Source organism: Labrys wisconsinensis, assembly GCF_030814995.1.
In the GTDB taxonomy this organism is placed as follows: domain Bacteria; phylum Pseudomonadota; class Alphaproteobacteria; order Rhizobiales; family Labraceae; genus Labrys; species Labrys wisconsinensis.
In genome coordinates this window covers 259,261-275,088 of record NZ_JAUSVX010000010.1, presented here as the reverse complement: position 1 = coordinate 275,088, position 15,828 = coordinate 259,261, and the positions used below count along the sequence as shown (strand labels likewise).

Genomic DNA, 15,828 nt, shown 5'->3' with positions numbered 1-15,828 from the left:
AGGATGCCCGCCATGGCCGTCGCCCTCCGCCCGATCTCCATCCCCGACTTCAGCGCGCCCGGCGAGCAGCCGCGGATTCCGGCCGCCACCTATGCCGCGCGCTGCGAGGCGCTCACGGCCCGGGCGGCCTGCGACTGGGTGGCGGTCTATGCCGACCGCGAGCACTTCGCCAACATCGCCTTCCTCACCGGCTTCGAGCCGCGCTTCGAGGAGGCGCTGCTGCTCCTCGGCGCCGGCCGCCGCGTGCTGGTGGTCGGCAACGAATGCGAATCCTACACCCCGATCGCCGGCCTGGAGGGCTGCGAGACCGTGCTCTGCCAGTCCTTCAGCCTGATGGGCCAGGACCGCTCGCGCCGGGCGAGCCTCGTCGACGTGCTGCGGGCGGTGGGCATCAGGGCCGGCGACAGTGTCGGCCTCGCCGGCTGGAAATATCTGGAGCCGGAGGAGTGGGACGGGGAGGCGCCGAGCTTCTTCGCGCCGGCCTTCGTGGTCGACTCGCTGCGGCGCGTCGCCGGCGCCGGCGGTGAGGTGAGCGATGTCACGGCCCTGCTGCTGCACCCGACCACCGGCTTGCGCAGCACCATCGACGCCGACCAGATCGCCGCCTTCGAATGGGCGGCGGCGCGCGGCTCGGCGGCGCTCTGGCGCATCGTGGCGGGTGCGCGGCCGGGCGACAGCGAGTTCGCCGCCGCGGCGCGCATGGGCTATGCCGGCGAGCCCATGAGCTGCCACACCATCCTGGCCTCGGGCGGCCCGGGCGAGACGATCATGGGCCTGCGCAGCCCCTCCGCCCGCATCCTCGAGCGCGGCGACGGGGTCACCGTCGGGATCGGCCTGTGGGGCGGCCTCAGCTGCCGCGCCGGCCTGCTGGCGGAGGCGGACGAGGCGTTCCTCAAGACCGCGGCCGACTATTTCGCCGGGCTCGTCACCTGGTACGAAACATCAGGCATCGGCGCCGAGGGCGGCGCCATCCACGCTGCCGTCGCCGAGAGCCTCGCCAGGGGCGGCCTGCGCTCCTCGCTCAACCCCGGCCATCTCACCGGGCTGGACGAATGGACCCATTCGCCGGTGCGGCCGGGCTCGACCGAGCGCATCGCCTCGGGCATGCCGTTCCAGGTCGACATCATCCCGGCGCCGATGCCGGCGGGATGGACGCTCAACTGCGAGGACGGCGTGGTCTTCGCCGACGCCGCGTTGCAGGCCGAGCTGAAGGCGCGCCACCCCGCCACGCTCGCCCGGATGCTGGCGCGGCGCGACTTCGTGCGCAACGAACTCGGCGTGCCTGTGAAGGATGATCTCCTGCCGCTCTCGGCGATCCCGCTCTGCCTGCCGCCGTTCTGGCTGCGGCCCGACCTGCTGCTGACGCTGGGGTGAGGAGAATACACTCCGGATCGCCAGCAATTTAGAATATAAAGTCTATCAAAATAATTGACTTAAAGATCATGAAATGATCGGCTGATCTCCGAAACGGTCTGCGGCCTCGCCGGAAGGATTTGCCTCCGGCGAGGCCCTCGGCCGACGGAGCCCGCCATGACCAGCCCTTCCGCCGGCGAGACCCTGCCGGTCCTCGACATCAGCCGCTTCGACGCCGGCCCGCAGGAGCGGGCCGCCTTCCTGGCCGAGCTCCGGCAGGCGGCGCGGGGCCCCGGCTTCTTCTACCTCGTCGGCCACGGTATCGATGCCGGGCTGATCGGCGAGGTGCTCGCCCTGGCCCGTCGCTTCTTCGCGCTGCCGGAGGCGGACAAGCTCGCCATCGAGATGGTCAACTCGCCGCATTTCCGCGGCTATAACCGCGCCGGCTTCGAGCACACCCGCGGCAAGCCGGACTGGCGCGAGCAGATCGACATCGGTGCCGAGCGCCCGGCGCTCCCGGCCGATGCCTCCGCACCGCCCTGGACGCGGCTGCAGGGGCCGAACCAGTGGCCCGATGCGCTGCCGGAGCTCAAGCCGGTGCTGCTGGCCTACCAGGCTGCCGTCACCGACCTGGCGATCCGGGTGCTGCGGGCCTTCGCCGCGTCGCTGGAACAGCCCGAGGGCGTGTTCGAGCCGATCTACACGCCCGCCCCCAACCAGCTCCTCAAGATCATCCGCTATCCCGGCCGGGACGCGTCGAGCAGCCAGGGCGTCGGCGCCCACAAGGATTCCGGCTTCGTCACCGTGCTCCTGCAGGAGAAGCAGAACGGGCTGCAGGTGGAGGGGGAGGGCGGCTGGATCGACGCGCCGCCGCTGGAGGGCAGCTTCGTCGTCAATATCGGCGAGATTCTCGAGCTGGCCTCGAACGGCTACCTCAGGGCCAATGTTCACCGCGTGGTGTCGCCGCCGCCCGGCGCGGACCGGCTCTCCGTCGCCTTCTTCCTCGGGGCACGGCTCGACGCCAGCGTGCCGGTGCTCGACCTTTCGCCCGCGCTCGCCGCCGAGGCGCGCGGGGTGACGCAGGATCCGCTCAACCCGCTCTTCCGCGAGGTCGGCCGCAACTACCTCAAGAGCCGCCTGCGCTCGCACCCCGACGTCGCCCGTCGCCATCACGCCGACCTGATCGAGCCCGCGTCGGCGCAGCCCGAGCCGGCCTCGGCCTATTGACCGCCCTCACGTCCCGGAGACCGCCATGACCACCACGTCCACCCGCTTCGAGACCCTGGCCCTGCACGGCGGCAGCTATCGCGCCGATCCGGCCACCGGCGCCGTGGCGGTGCCGATCTACCAGACCACCTCCTACCAGTTCCAGGACACCGGCCACGCCTCGCGCCTGTTCGCCCTGGAGGAGCTCGGCAACATCTACACCCGGGTGCAGAATCCGACGACCGGCGTGCTGGAGGAGCGGATCGCCGCTCTCGAAGGCGGTGCCGCCGCCCTGGCCGTCGCCTCGGGCCAGACCGCCTCGGCCTATGCGCTGCTCAACGTCGCCGAGGCCGGCGACAACGTCGTCTCCTCCACCGATCTCTATGGCGGCACCTGGACGCTGTTCTCGCAGACGCTGAAGCAGTTCGGCGTCGAGGTGCGCTTCGTCGATCCCGCCGATCCGGAGAATTTCCGCCGGGCGACCGACGCGCGCACCAAGGCCTATTACGCCGAGACGCTGCCGAACCCGAAGCTGCACGTCTTCCCGATCCGGGAGGTGGCCGAGATCGGCCGCTCGCTCGGCGTGCCTCTGGTGATCGACAACACCGCCGCGCCGCTGATCGCCCGGCCCTTCGAGCAGGGCGCGGCCGTGGTGGTCTACTCCGCCACCAAATATATCGGCGGCCACGGCACCTCGATCGGCGGCCTGATCATCGACGGCGGCAATTTCCCCTGGGAGGAGCATGCGGCGCGCTTCCCGCTGCTGACCCGGCCGGACGAGGCCTATCACGGCGCCGTCTGGACCGAGGCGGCCAAGCCCCTCGGGCCGATCGCCTATGTCCTCCGGGCACGGGTCAAGCTGCTGCGCGACCTTGGCGCGGCGCTCTCGCCCTTCAACGCCTTCCTGCTGCTGCAGGGCCTGGAGACGCTGCCGCTGCGCCAGCGCCAGCACAACGAGAACGCGGTCAAGGTCGCCGACTTCCTGGCGAAGCACGCGGCCGTCGAGCATGTCATCTTCCCCGGCCTGCAGAGCGGCGAGCCGCGCCGCCGGGCCGACGCGGCGCTGAAGGGCGGCTACGGCGCCCTGGTCGGCTTCGAGCTCAGGGGCGGCGTCGAGGCGGGCCGCGCCTTCATCGACGGGCTGACGCTGCTGCACCACGTCGCCAATATCGGCGATGCCCGCTCGCTCGCCATCCATCCCGCCTCGACCACGCACCAGCAGCTCTCGCCGCAGGAGCAGGCCGCGGCGGGCGTGACGCCGGGCTATGTCCGCCTCTCCGTCGGCCTGGAGCATCCCGACGACATCCTGGCGGACATCGAGCAGGCGCTGGCCAAGGCGGGCGAAGCCGGCGAGCCGGCGCGCAAGGCGGCCTGAGGCGAAGCGGACGGGATCATCAACGGGGGTTTCCATGACCACAGCATCCTCAGGACCGGGCAAGCTGTCGCGCCGCGCCCTGCTGCGCACCGCCGGCACGGTCGGCGTCCTCGCCTCGGCCGGCGCTGTCGGGCGCGGCCTGTTCACGCCGGCGATCGCCGGGCCGGCGCCCAAGGTGCGCCTGGCCTGGACCGAGGTCGCGGCCTGCCACTCGCCGCTCGGCTTCGGCGTCGCCAAGGGCATCTACAGCAGGCACAATCTCGATGTGGAGCTGTTCTACCAGGGCGCCAGCGGCCAGACCCTGATCCAGGCGCTCGCCACCGGCAAGGCCGATGCCGGCGCCGGCCTGATCGGCGACTGGCTGAAGCCGCTGGAGCAGGGCTTCGACGTCAAGCTCTTCGTCGGCTCGCATGGCGGCTGCCAGCGCCTGCTGGCGTCCAAGGCCTCGGGCGTGACCGACCTTGCCGGCGTCAAGGGCAAGACCATCGCCACCTATGGCATCGGCGCCCCGCCGCAGGTCGCCTTCCAGGTGACGCTGGCCAAGGCCGGCATCGACCCGGAGACCGACGTGACCTGGAAGGCGGTGCCGTTCGACCTGGTCGGCGAGTCCGTCAATCGCGGCGAGGCCGACCTCGCCGCCCATCTCGACCCCTGGGCCTATTCGATCGAGAAGCAGTTCGGCTTCGTGAAGCTCGCCGATACCCAGACCGGCGTCTACGAGGGCCACACCTGCTGCGTGCTCGGCGCCAACGGGCCGTTCCTGGAGGCCAATCGCGACGCGCTGCGGCGCCTGGCCGAGGCCAATATCGAGGTGCACGAATACACCGCCGCCCATCCTGAGGAGGTGGCGCAATGGTATTTCGACACGCTGAAGCCGGCCGGCCTCAGCCTCGACGACCTCAAGGCGGTGATCGGCGGCCTCGTCGCCCACAACCACCCGATCGGCCAGCCGCTGGTCGACCAGATCCAGAAATCGGCCGAGGACCTCAAGCTGGTCAAGGTGCTCGACCCCACCACCGACCCGAAGGAATTCGCCGAGCGGGTCACGGTCAACCTGCTGGCCTGAGATGAGCGAGGCGACACAGGCGCTGGAGATCGGCGCCCTCCCGGCCCGTCCATCGCTCAAGGGCGGCCTCTGGCGCAACGGTGCCTTCGCGGCGCTGGCCTGGGCGGCGGCGGCCATGATCACGGTGGCGCTGCCCGACGTGGTGCCGTGGGGCAGCGCCGGGCTGTTCGCCGGCATCACCGGGGCGGGCGCGGCGGTGTTCGCCGGGCTCGCCGTGACGCTGCCGCTGCTCGGAGGGCGGCTGCGCGCCGGCCTCCTGCACTATGGGCCCTGGTTCGTCGCCGTCGGCGTCTGGCTCGCCCTGTGGGAGCTGACCACGGCCAAGTCCGGCTGGCTGCCGAAGCCGTTCTTCTCGCCGCCGCACGGGCTGCTGAACGTCTACGTCACCGACGGGCCGCGGCTGCTCGTCTGCATCCTCTACACCCTGCGCCTGTGGTCGCTCGGCTTCGTCTCCGGCGTGGTCGTGGGCTACGGGATCGGCGTGGCGCTGGGCTGGTCGAAGCGCTTCCACTATTGGGGCATGCCGATCCTGAAGCTGATCGGCCCGGTGCCGGCCACGGCCTGGATCCCCTGCACCTTCTACTTCTTTCCCACCACCTTCGCGGCGAGCGTGTTCATCGTGGCGCTCGCCTCCGGCATCCCGGTGGCGATCCTCACCGCCTCGGGCGTCGGCTCGGTCGACCGGGCCTATTACGATGTCGGCCGCGTGCTCGGCGCCGGCAACTGGTACCTGATCCGCAAGGTCGCCATACCAGCCTCGCTGCCGCACGTCTTCGTCGGCCTGTTCATGGGCCTCTACTATTCCTTCGCCGTGCTGGTCGTGGCCGAGATGCTCGGCGCCAAGTATGGGCTCGGCTGGTACATCCAGTTCCAGACCGCCTATTCCGGCTATGCCAATGTCTATGCCACGCTGCTGATCATGGCGGTGCTGTGCTCGGGCATCGTGCGGCTCCTGTTCGTGGCGCGGGACCGGCTGCTCGCCTGGCAGAAGGGCTTCATCTGATGGCGAACCCGGCCCTGGCCCCGACACCAACCCCGACCCGGCAGAATCTCGCGATCGAGATCGCCGGCGTCAGCCATCATTTCGACCTCGCCGGCGCGCGCCTGCCCGTGCTCGCCGGCGTGGACCTCCGGATCGAGCCGGGCGAGTTCGTCGCCCTGCTCGGCCCCTCCGGCTGCGGCAAGTCGACCCTGCTGCGGCTGGTGGCCGGGCTCGAGCCGCCCTCGGCCGGCGCGATCCGCGGCGACGGCCGGCCGATCGAGCGGCCCGACCCCTCCCGCATCCTGGTGTTCCAGGACCCGACCCTGTTCCCCTGGGCGCGGGTCTGGCACAACGTCGCCACGGGCCTGGAGGCGCGCGGCCTGCTGCGCCAGGAGCGGCGGCGCGTCGATGCGGCGCTGGAGCTGGTCGGGCTCGGCGCCTTCGCCCGCGCCTATCCGCACCAGCTCTCCGGCGGCATGGCCCAGCGGGTGGCGCTGGCCCGGGCGCTGGTCAACGACCCCGCGCTGCTGCTGCTCGACGAGCCGCTCGGCAAGCTCGACAGCCTGACGCGCCTTACCCTGCAGGCCGAGCTGGTGGCGCTGTGGCAGCGCACCGGCTTCACCGCGCTGCTCGTCACCCACGACGTGGAGGAGGCGCTGATCCTGGCCTCCCGCGTGATCGTGTTCAGCGACCGGCCGGCGCGGATCAAGGCCGAGTTCACGGTCGACAAGCCCTATCCGCGCCATCGCGACGACGCCGACCTGGTGGCGCTCCGCCGCGAGATCCTCGGCACGCTCGGCCTCGCCACGTGAGGCCGCCATGACCCGCGCCCTCTTCGCTGCCGGCGCCCTGATCCTGCTCGGAGCCGTGGGCTGGTGGTGGCTGACCTATCGCGACGTGGTCGGCTACGCCTACATGGACCTTTCCGCCGCCGGCGCCTGCCTCGTCGGCGACAGCGACACCTGCCGCCTCGCCCGGGCGCTCTGCCGCGGCGCCCATCCCCTGGCGCTGGCCGCCTATCGCGCCGCGGCCTTCTGGGCGGGGATCGCGCTGCTGTCGGCGGGCCTGACGGCGGGAGTCCGGCGGAGGGCTTGAGGGGGAGCTCGATAGGAGGGTGCGTAGGGCGCGACGCCGGCTATCCCCCTCCCCACAAGGGGGAGGGGGATTTGCAAGCGTCACACGCAATGCCAACCTCACCCGGTCGGCGTCGCCTCGCCCGTCCGCTTCTTCAGCACGAACGCGATGGCGGCGACGCCCGCGGCGCAGGCGGCGGCGACCGCCCATTCCAGCGCGTGCAGGTCCGGGCCGGCCTTCGACACCACCCAGGGATCGCTGATGATCATCGCGCCGGCGATCCAGCCGAGCAGCGCCGCGCCGGCCCACACGAAGATCGGGAAGCGGGTGATGATGCCCATCACCAGGGCCGAGCCGGCGATGATCAGCGGGATCGACAGCAGCAGGCCGAAGACGAACAGCCAGACATTGCCGTCGGCGACCGCGGCGATGGCCAGGACATTGTCCAGGCTCATGGCGGCGTCGGCGATGGCGATGGTGCGGATGGCGCGCCACAGGCCGTCGGCCGCCTGCACCTCATGCGTGGTTTCCTCGCTGCTGCGCACCAGCTTGACCGCGATCCAGAACAGCAAGAGGCCGCCGACGATCTTCAGGAACGGCACCGCCAGCAGCTGGGTGATGATCAGCGCGAAGATGATGCGCAGGCCGACCGCCGCGCCGGCGCCGAGCAGCATGCCGAGCCGGCGCTGGCGGGGCGGCAGCGAGCGGCAGGCGAGCGCGATGACCACCGCATTGTCGCCGGAGAGCAGAAGATCGATCCAGATGATCTGCACAATGGCGAGCGAACTTCCAAACAGGCTTTCCATCAATCCTTGGTCTCGGGGGCGGGCGCGCAGCTTCAGCCACGCCGCGCTTGCGGCGCGACGAGGCATTCCTGCGGTCCTGGACGGCCGGCGGCCTTGCATCGGCCCCGCCGTTTCGGGCAGGAGATTAGGGCGCAAACCTGTCATCAGGCTGTCAGGTTCCGGGCGCGCACGGCGCAGCACGGACGGCTGCGCCACTAGGGCATTGCGATCGCAGGGGTTTTTCGGCCGCGTCGGGTGCGCCGGGCCCCTGCCGGGACGACGGAACGGTGCGGATCCTGCTTGTCGAGGACACGATTGACGTCGGCGAGGCGATCGTCGCCTGCTTCGAGCGCATGGGGCACGGCGTCGACTGGGAGACCGACGGCACCACGGCGTTCGAGCTCGTCGAGGTGCAGTCCTACGACCTGATCATCCTCGACGTGACGCTGCCGGGGCGCGACGGCTTCGACATCCTGCAGCGGCTGAGGGCCCTCCGGCGCGACACGCCGGTGCTGGTCGTCACCGCGCGCTCCCAGGTCGACGACCGCGTCGGCGCCCTCGACCTCGGGGCCGACGACTATCTCGTCAAGCCTTTCGACTTCCGCGAGCTGGAGGCGCGGGCCCGCGCCCTGCTGCGCCGGCGCCACGGCCAGAGCGTCAACATCCTCGCCTGCGGCGACATCGTGCTCGACCAGGCGACGCGCAGCGTCAAGGTGGCGGACCGGCCGGTGGACCTGACGCGGCGCGAGATCGCCGTGCTGGAGGTGCTGATGGCCCAGCCCCAGCGCGTCCTCGCCAAGGAGGCGATCCTCGACCAGGTGTTCGGCTTCGACGAGTCGGTGCACGCCAACGCGGTCGAGCTCTACATCGCCCGGCTCAGGCGCAAGCTCACGGGCGCCAGGGCCGAGATCCGCACCCTGCGCGGCCTCGGCTACCGGATCCTCGCGCGTGACTGAGGCGCCGCTCACCCGGCCGGGGCCGACGCTCTACTGGCGCCTGACCGGGCTGATCGCCCTGGTGCTCGCCGCAAGCGGCGTGATCCTGGCCCTGGGAGCGCGGGACTATGCTCGCACGGCGGCGGACGACGCCTATGACCGGCTGCTGCTGAGCGCGGCGCGCCAGATCAGCGAGACGGTGCGGGCGGAGGCCGGCACGGCGACCGCCGACGTGCCGCCCTCCGCCCTGGAGACCCTGTCGCTGTCCGGCACCGCCCGCATCTACTACAAGGTGGAAGGCCCGAACGGCGCCTTCGTCACCGGCTACGAAGGGCTGGAGGCGCCGGGCGCCGGGACGGGGCACGAGCCGCAGGTCGCCGACGGCTGGTTTCGCGGCGTGCCCGTGCGGATGGCGACGCAGGCCCGCTTCCTGTCGGATCCCGACGTGCGCGGCTGGGTCGTGACCACGGTGGCGCAGACCCGCGAGGCGCGCGACGGCCTGGCGGCGGAGCTGCTCAAGCAGGCTCTGATCCTGATCGCCGTCATGAGCGCCGCGGCGCTGGCCGGCGTGATGCTGGCGGTGCGCTGGGCGCTGGCCCCGCTCGCCCGGATCGAGGCGGCGCTCGCCGGGCGCGAGCCGAACGACCTTGCCCCGCTCGACGTGGTGGCGCCGGCCGAGATCGGCGCGCTCGTGGCGACGATCAACCGCTTCATGGCGCGGTTCTCCGGCCGCCTCGCCGCCATGGAGACGATGATCGCCGACGCCGCGCACCAGATCCGCACCCCCCTGACCGGGCTGATCGCCCAGCTGGAGCTGCTGGCCGGGGAGACCCGGCCGGAGCGGCGCGAGGCGCAGGTCGGCCGGGCCCGCGAGCGCGCCGGCGAGCTCGGCCGCCTCACCAACCAGCTGCTCAGCCGGGCCATGGTGATGCACCGGGCCGAGGCGGTGCGGTTCGAGAGCCTCGACCTCGCCGTCGTCGCCCGCCAGGCGCTCGCCGAGGCGGTGCCCGCCTCGCTCGGCCGCGACCTCGCCGTCGCCTTCGATGCGCCGGCGGCGGGCCTCATGGTTCAGGGCGATCGCCTCAGCCTTGCGGAGGCGTTGAAGAACCTGATCGGCAACGCCGTGCACCACGGCGCGCCCACACGTCTCACCGTGCGCGTGCGGCGGGCGGAGACGGAGGCCCTGGTCGAGGTGGTGGACGACGGTCCCGGCATCCCCGCCGCCGACTGGGAGCGGGTGACGGAGCGCTTCACCCGCGGCACGGGCGGGCGCCGCGGCTCGGGCCTGGGCCTTGCCATCGCCGCGGAGGTGGCGCGCAGCCATGGCGGTCGCATCGGCTTCGGCCACGGGCCGGACGGCTTCGTCGTCAGCTTCGCCGTGCCTGCCGGAGAGAGGCCGTGACGATCGCCCGCCCGATCCGCCGTGCCCTGGTGCTCGCGCTCGTCGCGGCGGGCCTCGCCGCTGCGCCGGCACGGGCGGAGAGTGTCAGCTTCCCGGCGCGCGGGGCGCAGACGCAGCGTCTGATCATCCATGCGGCGACCGATGTCGCGGCGATGACGCCGCTGATCCGCGACTTCCAGGCGACCAGGCCCGGCATCGCCGTCGACTACGACGATCTGCCCGACAACGCGCTGTTCGAGGCCATGCGGCGCGCCTGCGACAGCGGCCGGGCGCCGGCCGACATCGTCATCTCCGCGGCGGTCGACCATGTCGTCAAGCTCGCCAATGACGGCTGCGCCCGGCCGCGGGCCGCCGGCCCGGCTCCGCGGCTGCCGGCCTGGGCGCAATGGCGCGACGAGGTGTTCGGCTTCGCCTTCGAGCCGGCGGTGATCGTCTACAACCGCACGCTGGTGCCGCCTGAGGACGTGCCGCACGACCGGCCCCACCTCATCGAGCTCCTGCGCGCCAAGCCGCAGGCCTATGACGGGCGCATCGGCACCACCGACATCGAGCGCTCGGAGGCGGGCTATCTCCTCGCCTTCTTCGACGCGCAGGAATCGAGCAGCTTCGGCCGCCTGCTGGAGCGCATCGGCCGGGCCAACGAGGTGCTGAGCTGCTGCACGGACGAGCTGCTCTCGGCCATCGAGAGCGGCAAGGTGCTGATCGGCTACAACCTGACCGGCTCGGCCGCCTATCGCCGGCTGCGCGCCGGGGCGCCGATCGGCATCGTGCTGCCGCGCGACTACACGCTGATGCTGAGCCGGGCGGCGATGATCCCGGTCGGGGCGCCGGATGCCGAGGCCGGGCAGGCCTTCCTCGACTATCTCCTGTCGGAGCGGGGCCAGGCGGTGGCGGCGGAGCAATCCTTCTTCTTCGCCGTCGACCGGCCGCCGCCGCCCGGCGTCGACGCGCCGGGCCTGGAGGAGAGCTCGAGCCGCTACCGGCCGATCCCGGTCGGGCCGTCCCTGCTCGCCGCGCTCGACCAGGCCAGGCGCAAGCGCTTCCTCGCCGATTGGCGCGCCGCGATCGACGGGCATTGAGGCGGCGGATCGATCACGGCACGACCGGCACTCCCGACCGCGTCGCAGCCTCCCTGAGAGCCGTGTCGAGCGTTGCCAGGGGGAGCCTCCGACGCTGCGCCAGCTCAAGATAGGCCGCATCGTAGAGGGGCAGTCGATAGAGATCGGCGATCTTCAGGGTTGCCGACCACGCATGCAAGTCGGTCTCGGCGTCGACGACGATATCGAGGCATGCCAGATCGGCAAGGACTTCGTCTCGGACCTGGATCGTGATGCGACCTCGGCGAACCGCGACCGACAGGCTGTTCGCGACCTCGAGATGCCAGAGGGTGGGCACCAGCGCTCCGTCGGCGACCACGTCGTCGAACAGAATCTCTATCGCGGGAGTCCGCTCGTCGCCGAAGGCCCAGGCCAGGGTGGCGGAACTGTCGAGGACAACGGTCACGGCCGCCCTTCGTCCCGATAGGCCTTCCACGTTTCCCAGTCGAACGAGCCGGCTCCCAGCGTCTTGGCGCGCTCGCGGATGCGCCGTGCTGCCGCGGCGGCGGCAGCACGGTCCTTGGCGACGGTCTCCCGCACCAGCCGCGCGACAGGCTTGCCGCGTCGTGTGATGACGACTTCCTCGCCCCGCTCCACGAGGTCGAGCAGGGATCCCAGCGTGTTCTTGGCTTCGAATGCTCCGACCTCGCGCATCGGACCTCCAACAATCCAGCTGATCTAGCTTAATGTCTGCATCGCGGTTTTCCAAGTCCCGCATGGACAGTCCCGCATGGTACCTGATCCCGATTTCGCGGGCGGTCGCGCATGGGCTTGACGCGCGCAATTTAAAGTCGATAAATTTTATCAACTTAATTGCGAAACCAATGGGCGGCGGCATGACGATTGCGAGCGCGGGCGAGCGGCCGGCCGCCGTGGCGTGGGGCGGGGAGCCGGACGGGGCGGCTCCGGGCTGGGAGCTCGAGACGATCGTCGCCGAGCTGCGCCTGTCGCGCGAGGTGACGCACAATATCCGCCATCGCGGCCGCATCCGGCAGACGCCGTCGCGCGAAGCGCTGACAGGAATCCTCGACGGGCTCTCGGCGGCGCTGTTCCCGACCCATTACAGCGGCGAGGCGCTCGAGGCCGGCGCGATCGACGGCTTCGTCGGCCGCACCCTCGACACGGCGCTGGCGGCGCTGGTCGACCAGGTCCGCCGCGACCTCGCCTTCACCCGCGAGGGCGAGCCGGGCGAGGCGGAGCGCGGGCGCGAGGCGCAGCGCATCGTCGGGACCTTCGCCCGCAGGCTGCCCGACATCCGCGGCCTGATCGTCAGCGACCTCAGGGCCGCCTTCCGCGGCGATCCGGCGGCGACCAACCTGCCGGAGATCCTGCTCGGCTATCCCGGCATGGCCGCGATCATCGCCTATCGCCTGGCCCATGCGCTGCACGGCCTCGGCGCCAGCCTGCTGGCGCGGCTGATCTCCGACATCGCCCACTCCCGGACCGGCATCGACATCCATCCCGGCGCCGAGATCGGGGCATCCTTCTTCATCGACCACGGCACCGGCGTCGTCATCGGCGAGACCGCCGTCATCGGCGAGCGGGTCAGGCTCTACCAGGCGGTGACGCTCGGGGCGCGGCATTTTCCGGCGGATGCCGAGGGCAACCTGATCAAGGCGGCGCCGCGCCACCCGATCGTCGAGGACGACGTGGTGATCTATGCCGGCGCCACCGTGCTCGGGCGCATCACCATCGGCCGCGGCTCGACCATCGGCGGCAATGTCTGGCTGACCCGCAGCGTGCCGCCGGGCAGCCAGGTGACGCAGGCCCAGGCCCGCAACGACGGCAAGGCGGAGTGAGGCGGCTCAGCCGCCGGTCAGGAAGCGCCGGACGATGGCGTAGGAATAGTGGCTGGCGACTTCGCTGAGGAAGACCGGGAAGTCGATATGGGCGCTGTCGTCGGCCGCGTCCGAGATGGTGCGGATCACGGCGCAGGGCACGCCATAGTCGTGGCAGACCTGCGCCACCGCCGCGCCCTCCATCTCGATGGCCAGGGCGTCGGGCAGGTCGGCGCGCAGCTGCGCCACGGCGGCATGGCCGTTGACGAAGCGGTCGCCGCTGACGATCAGGCCCTTGTGCAGCGCCGGGCGCGTCAGCCCGAGGCGGGCGCGCGAGGTCTCGGGCAGGCGCAGGAAATCCTCGGCGAGGAAGCCGGCGACCGCCTGCTCCAGGCGCTCGCTCAGCGCCGGATCGGTCGCAAAGCGCGACAGGCCGGAGAGCGGCACCTCCCAGCGTGGGAAGATCGGGCTGGCGTCGAGGTCGTGCTGCAGCAGCGTCTCGCCGAGCACGATGTCGCCGACCCGGACATGCTGCCCGGCGCCGCCGGCGACGCCGGTGAACAGGATCGCGCCGACGTCGAAGCGGTGGATCAGCGCGGTGGCGGTGGTCGCCGCCGCCACCTTGCCGATGCGCGCCAGGGTGAGGACGCAGGGCCGGCCGAAGAGCTGCCCGACATGGAAGTCGCGCCCGCCCGCCCGCACCAGCTCGGTCCGGGCCTCGGCCCGCATTTCGGCGATGAGGCCGGCAGCCTCCTGGGCCAGGGCGGCGACGAGGCCGAGGGGGTCGGCGAGGGGCTGTCCGGTGCTCATCCGAGGCGATATCCGCGGCCGCTCTGGATGCGCTGCAGCGCCGTCACCAGCGCATCGACATCCTCGCGGGTGTTGTAGAAGGCGAGGGAGGGACGCACCGTAGTTTCCAGCCCGAAGCGGCGCAAGATCGGCTGGGCACAATGATGGCCGGCGCGCACGGCGATGCCTTCGCGGTCCAGCGCCACGCCGACATCCTGGGTGCGGCAGCCGTCGAGCACGAAGGAGAGCACGCTCGCCTTCTCCTTCGCCGTGCCGATCAGCTTCAGGCCCGGCACCGCCAGCATCGTCTCCGTGGCGTAGACGAGGAGCTCGTGCTCGTAGGCGGCGATGACGGGCATGCCGATCGCCTCGACATAGTCGATGGCGGCGCCGAGGCCGACGGCGTCGGCGATATTGCCTGTGCCAGCCTCGAAGCGCTCCGGCGGGCCCTGGTAGACGGTCTTCTCGAAGGTGACGTCGGCGATCATGTTGCCGCCGCCCTGCCAGGGCGGCATGTGCGCCAGCACGTCCGGCCGGCCGTAGACGACGCCGATGCCGGTGGGGCCGAACACCTTGTGGCCGGAGAAGACGAAGAAGTCGCAGCCGATCGCCTGGACGTCGGTGGGCATGTGCGACACCGACTGGGCGCCGTCGACCAGCACCGTGGCGCCGTGGCGCTTGGCCATGGCCGTCATCTCGCGCACCGGCACGACGGTGCCGAGCGCGTTGGAGACCTGCGTGATCGAGACGATGCGGGTCCTCGGCGACAGCAGCTTCTCGTACTCTTCCAGGATCACCTGGCCGGTGTCGTCCACCGGCGCGACGCGCAGGCGCGCGCCCACCTCGGCGCAGAGCATCTGCCAGGGCACGATGTTGGCGTGGTGCTCCAGCCAGGTGATGACGATCTCGTCGCCGGCCTTGACGTTGCGCCGGCCCCAGGCCTGCGCCACCAGGTTGATCGCCTCCGTGGTGCCGCGGACGAAGACGATGTCCTTGGTCGAGCCGGCATTGAGGAAGCGGCGGACCTTTTCGCGTGCGGATTCATAGGCATCCGTGGCGCGGGCGGCCAGGGTGTGGGCGGCGCGGTGGATGTTGGAATTCTCATATTCGTAGAAATGAGACAGCCGGTCGATCACCGCCTGCGGCTTCTGGGTGGTCGCGGCATTGTCGAGCCAGATCAGCGGCTTGCCGTGCACCTGCTGCTGCAGGATCGGGAAGTCGCGCTTGACCGAGCCGGCGTCGAAGGGTCGGTGCGACGTGCCGAGGTCGGGCACGAGCTCGGGGCGCAGGCCCGGCGTCAGGCCGCCGAGATCGGGGGCAGGCGCCCGCGGCGGCGCCAGCACCTCGTTCGCCGCGGGCAGCGTCTCACCGTCGCGCGGAAAATAGATGCCGGGCACCGTCCCGCCGAGACCGGCCGGCGCGGCTGCCGCCGGCGGTTCGACGGCCGGCGGCCGCCCGGCATGATCCGGCGGCACCAGGGCGAGGAGATCGCGCAGGGATTGCGGCAGGGCGCCGATGTCGAAGGGCGAGGGCACCGGCGGCAGGAACACGCCGGGCGAGCCGCCGGGCTGGGGCAGGCCAGGCGGCGAGGCCGGCGAGCCGGAGACGGGCGAGGGCACCGTGCCGGCGAGCGCCGCCGGCGGCGTCGGTGGCGGGATGGTCGGCGTCGGCACCACGGAGGGAATGGTCACCGGCGGCAGGTCGGGCGGGCCGACCGGGGGCTGCGCCGGAGCGAGCGGCGCCACGGAGGTGACGACGGAGGACGCGGGGACGACCGTCGGGCTCGGCGGCGAGGCCGGCAGGGTCGGGGCCAGCGGCAGGCCGGGCGGCTCCCCCGGCCCGGCCTGGAACAGGGCGTTGGCGAGCTGGGCGATGACGTCGGGGGCGGGCCAGGACGGCGGGGAAGGCGGCGTTGGTGACGACATGACCCGGAACTCCCGGCAGGGGCTGACGGCGCTGACGCCGGCGGCCTTGCCGCCGGCGGCT

At 71.7% G+C, this 15,828-nt stretch carries 16 protein-coding genes; 11 read left to right on the top strand and 5 right to left on the bottom strand.

Annotation, left to right across the window (positions count from 1 at the left end):
- Positions 1-12 precede the first annotated feature (12 nt).
- The 7 genes from QO011_RS24970 to QO011_RS24940 all read left to right on the top strand — a co-directional run bounded on the left by QO011_RS24970 (position 13) and on the right by QO011_RS24940 (position 7,077).
- Positions 13-1,374, top strand: a complete 1,362-nt coding sequence (locus QO011_RS24970) for a M24 family metallopeptidase (protein ID WP_307278036.1) — start codon at positions 13-15, stop codon at positions 1,372-1,374.
- Positions 1,375-1,530: 156 nt separating this feature from the next.
- Entirely contained in the window at positions 1,531-2,580 is a 1,050-nt protein-coding gene (locus tag QO011_RS24965) for an isopenicillin N synthase family dioxygenase (protein WP_307278033.1), read from the top strand.
- Positions 2,581-2,605: 25 nt separating this feature from the next.
- Positions 2,606-3,934, top strand: a complete 1,329-nt coding sequence (locus tag QO011_RS24960) for an O-acetylhomoserine aminocarboxypropyltransferase/cysteine synthase family protein (protein ID WP_307278029.1) — start codon at positions 2,606-2,608, stop codon at positions 3,932-3,934.
- A 34-nt stretch (positions 3,935-3,968) separates the two neighbouring features.
- Positions 3,969-5,000, top strand: coding sequence for an ABC transporter substrate-binding protein (locus QO011_RS24955; protein WP_307278027.1), 1,032 nt, complete (start codon positions 3,969-3,971; stop codon positions 4,998-5,000).
- Between the two features lies 1 nt (position 5,001).
- A complete protein-coding gene (locus QO011_RS24950; RefSeq protein ID WP_307278024.1) occupies positions 5,002-6,003 on the top strand; it encodes an ABC transporter permease in 1,002 nt (333 codons plus the stop codon).
- Positions 6,003-6,794 carry an ABC transporter ATP-binding protein gene (locus tag QO011_RS24945; protein WP_307278020.1) on the top strand — a complete coding sequence of 264 codons (792 nt, stop codon included), beginning with the start codon at positions 6,003-6,005 and terminating at the stop codon, positions 6,792-6,794. Before QO011_RS24950 ends, QO011_RS24945 begins: the two co-directional genes overlap by 1 nt.
- Before the next feature lie 7 nt (positions 6,795-6,801).
- The gene (locus QO011_RS24940; protein ID WP_307278018.1) at positions 6,802-7,077 is read left to right on the top strand and encodes a hypothetical protein; all 276 of its coding nucleotides are present in this window, start codon (positions 6,802-6,804) and stop codon (positions 7,075-7,077) included.
- A gap of 98 nt (positions 7,078-7,175) precedes the next feature.
- Here the strand turns inward: QO011_RS24940 and QO011_RS24935 are convergent, their stop codons facing one another.
- The gene (locus tag QO011_RS24935; RefSeq protein ID WP_307278015.1) at positions 7,176-7,862 is read right to left on the bottom strand and encodes a TerC family protein; all 687 of its coding nucleotides are present in this window, start codon (positions 7,860-7,862) and stop codon (positions 7,176-7,178) included.
- Between the two features lie 266 nt (positions 7,863-8,128).
- On the opposite strand from QO011_RS24935, the gene QO011_RS24930 reads away from it, so the two are divergent.
- The 3 genes from QO011_RS24930 to QO011_RS24920 are packed head-to-tail and all read left to right on the top strand — an operon-like array spanning position 8,129 to position 11,257.
- Positions 8,129-8,797: a response regulator transcription factor gene (locus tag QO011_RS24930; protein ID WP_307278013.1), complete on the top strand. Its 669-nt coding sequence runs from the start codon at positions 8,129-8,131 to the stop codon at positions 8,795-8,797.
- Positions 8,790-10,178, top strand: coding sequence for a sensor histidine kinase (locus tag QO011_RS24925; protein WP_307278010.1), 1,389 nt, complete (start codon positions 8,790-8,792; stop codon positions 10,176-10,178). Before QO011_RS24930 ends, QO011_RS24925 begins: the two co-directional genes overlap by 8 nt.
- Positions 10,175-11,257: an ABC transporter substrate-binding protein gene (locus QO011_RS24920; protein WP_307278007.1), complete on the top strand. Its 1,083-nt coding sequence runs from the start codon at positions 10,175-10,177 to the stop codon at positions 11,255-11,257. The genes QO011_RS24925 and QO011_RS24920 overlap by 4 nt, the downstream gene beginning before the upstream one ends.
- A gap of 13 nt (positions 11,258-11,270) precedes the next feature.
- Here QO011_RS24920 and QO011_RS24915 read toward each other — a convergent pair whose 3' ends face one another.
- Positions 11,271-11,681, bottom strand: a complete 411-nt coding sequence (locus QO011_RS24915; protein ID WP_307278003.1) for a type II toxin-antitoxin system VapC family toxin — start codon at positions 11,679-11,681, stop codon at positions 11,271-11,273.
- Positions 11,678-11,929 carry a type II toxin-antitoxin system Phd/YefM family antitoxin gene (locus tag QO011_RS24910; protein ID WP_307278000.1) on the bottom strand — a complete coding sequence of 84 codons (252 nt, stop codon included), beginning with the start codon at positions 11,927-11,929 and terminating at the stop codon, positions 11,678-11,680. The genes QO011_RS24915 and QO011_RS24910 overlap by 4 nt, the downstream gene beginning before the upstream one ends.
- Before the next feature lie 182 nt (positions 11,930-12,111).
- Between QO011_RS24910 and epsC the strand changes: the two genes are divergently transcribed.
- Complete coding sequence (gene epsC, locus QO011_RS24905; protein ID WP_307277997.1) at positions 12,112-13,074, top strand: serine O-acetyltransferase EpsC; 963 nt, start codon at positions 12,112-12,114, stop codon at positions 13,072-13,074.
- Between the two features lie 6 nt (positions 13,075-13,080).
- Here the strand turns inward: epsC and QO011_RS24900 are convergent, their stop codons facing one another.
- Positions 13,081-13,863 carry a 5'-methylthioadenosine/adenosylhomocysteine nucleosidase gene (locus tag QO011_RS24900; protein WP_307277994.1) on the bottom strand — a complete coding sequence of 261 codons (783 nt, stop codon included), beginning with the start codon at positions 13,861-13,863 and terminating at the stop codon, positions 13,081-13,083.
- A complete protein-coding gene (locus QO011_RS24895) occupies positions 13,860-15,767 on the bottom strand; it encodes a family 2A encapsulin nanocompartment cargo protein cysteine desulfurase (protein WP_307277991.1) in 1,908 nt (635 codons plus the stop codon). The genes QO011_RS24900 and QO011_RS24895 overlap by 4 nt, the downstream gene beginning before the upstream one ends.
- Positions 15,768-15,828: the final 61 nt, after the last annotated feature.

What these genes read in the sequence shown, in the direction of transcription:
- QO011_RS24950 (WP_307278024.1), top strand. Translation starts at nt 5,002, where the DNA reads ATGAGCGAGGCGACACAGGCGCTGGAGATCGGCGCCCTCCCGGCCCGT.
- QO011_RS24895 (WP_307277991.1), bottom strand. Translation starts at nt 15,767, where the DNA reads ATGTCGTCACCAACGCCGCCTTCCCCGCCGTCCTGGCCCGCCCCCGAC.
- QO011_RS24955 (WP_307278027.1), top strand. Translation starts at nt 3,969, where the DNA reads ATGACCACAGCATCCTCAGGACCGGGCAAGCTGTCGCGCCGCGCCCTG.
- QO011_RS24965 (WP_307278033.1), top strand. Translation starts at nt 1,531, where the DNA reads ATGACCAGCCCTTCCGCCGGCGAGACCCTGCCGGTCCTCGACATCAGC.
- QO011_RS24970 (WP_307278036.1), top strand. Translation starts at nt 13, where the DNA reads ATGGCCGTCGCCCTCCGCCCGATCTCCATCCCCGACTTCAGCGCGCCC.
- epsC (WP_307277997.1), top strand. Translation starts at nt 12,112, where the DNA reads ATGACGATTGCGAGCGCGGGCGAGCGGCCGGCCGCCGTGGCGTGGGGC.
- QO011_RS24900 (WP_307277994.1), bottom strand. Translation starts at nt 13,863, where the DNA reads ATGAGCACCGGACAGCCCCTCGCCGACCCCCTCGGCCTCGTCGCCGCC.
- QO011_RS24960 (WP_307278029.1), top strand. Translation starts at nt 2,606, where the DNA reads ATGACCACCACGTCCACCCGCTTCGAGACCCTGGCCCTGCACGGCGGC.
- QO011_RS24910 (WP_307278000.1), bottom strand. Translation starts at nt 11,929, where the DNA reads ATGCGCGAGGTCGGAGCATTCGAAGCCAAGAACACGCTGGGATCCCTG.
- QO011_RS24935 (WP_307278015.1), bottom strand. Translation starts at nt 7,862, where the DNA reads ATGGAAAGCCTGTTTGGAAGTTCGCTCGCCATTGTGCAGATCATCTGG.
- QO011_RS24945 (WP_307278020.1), top strand. Translation starts at nt 6,003, where the DNA reads ATGGCGAACCCGGCCCTGGCCCCGACACCAACCCCGACCCGGCAGAAT.
- QO011_RS24940 (WP_307278018.1), top strand. Translation starts at nt 6,802, where the DNA reads ATGACCCGCGCCCTCTTCGCTGCCGGCGCCCTGATCCTGCTCGGAGCC.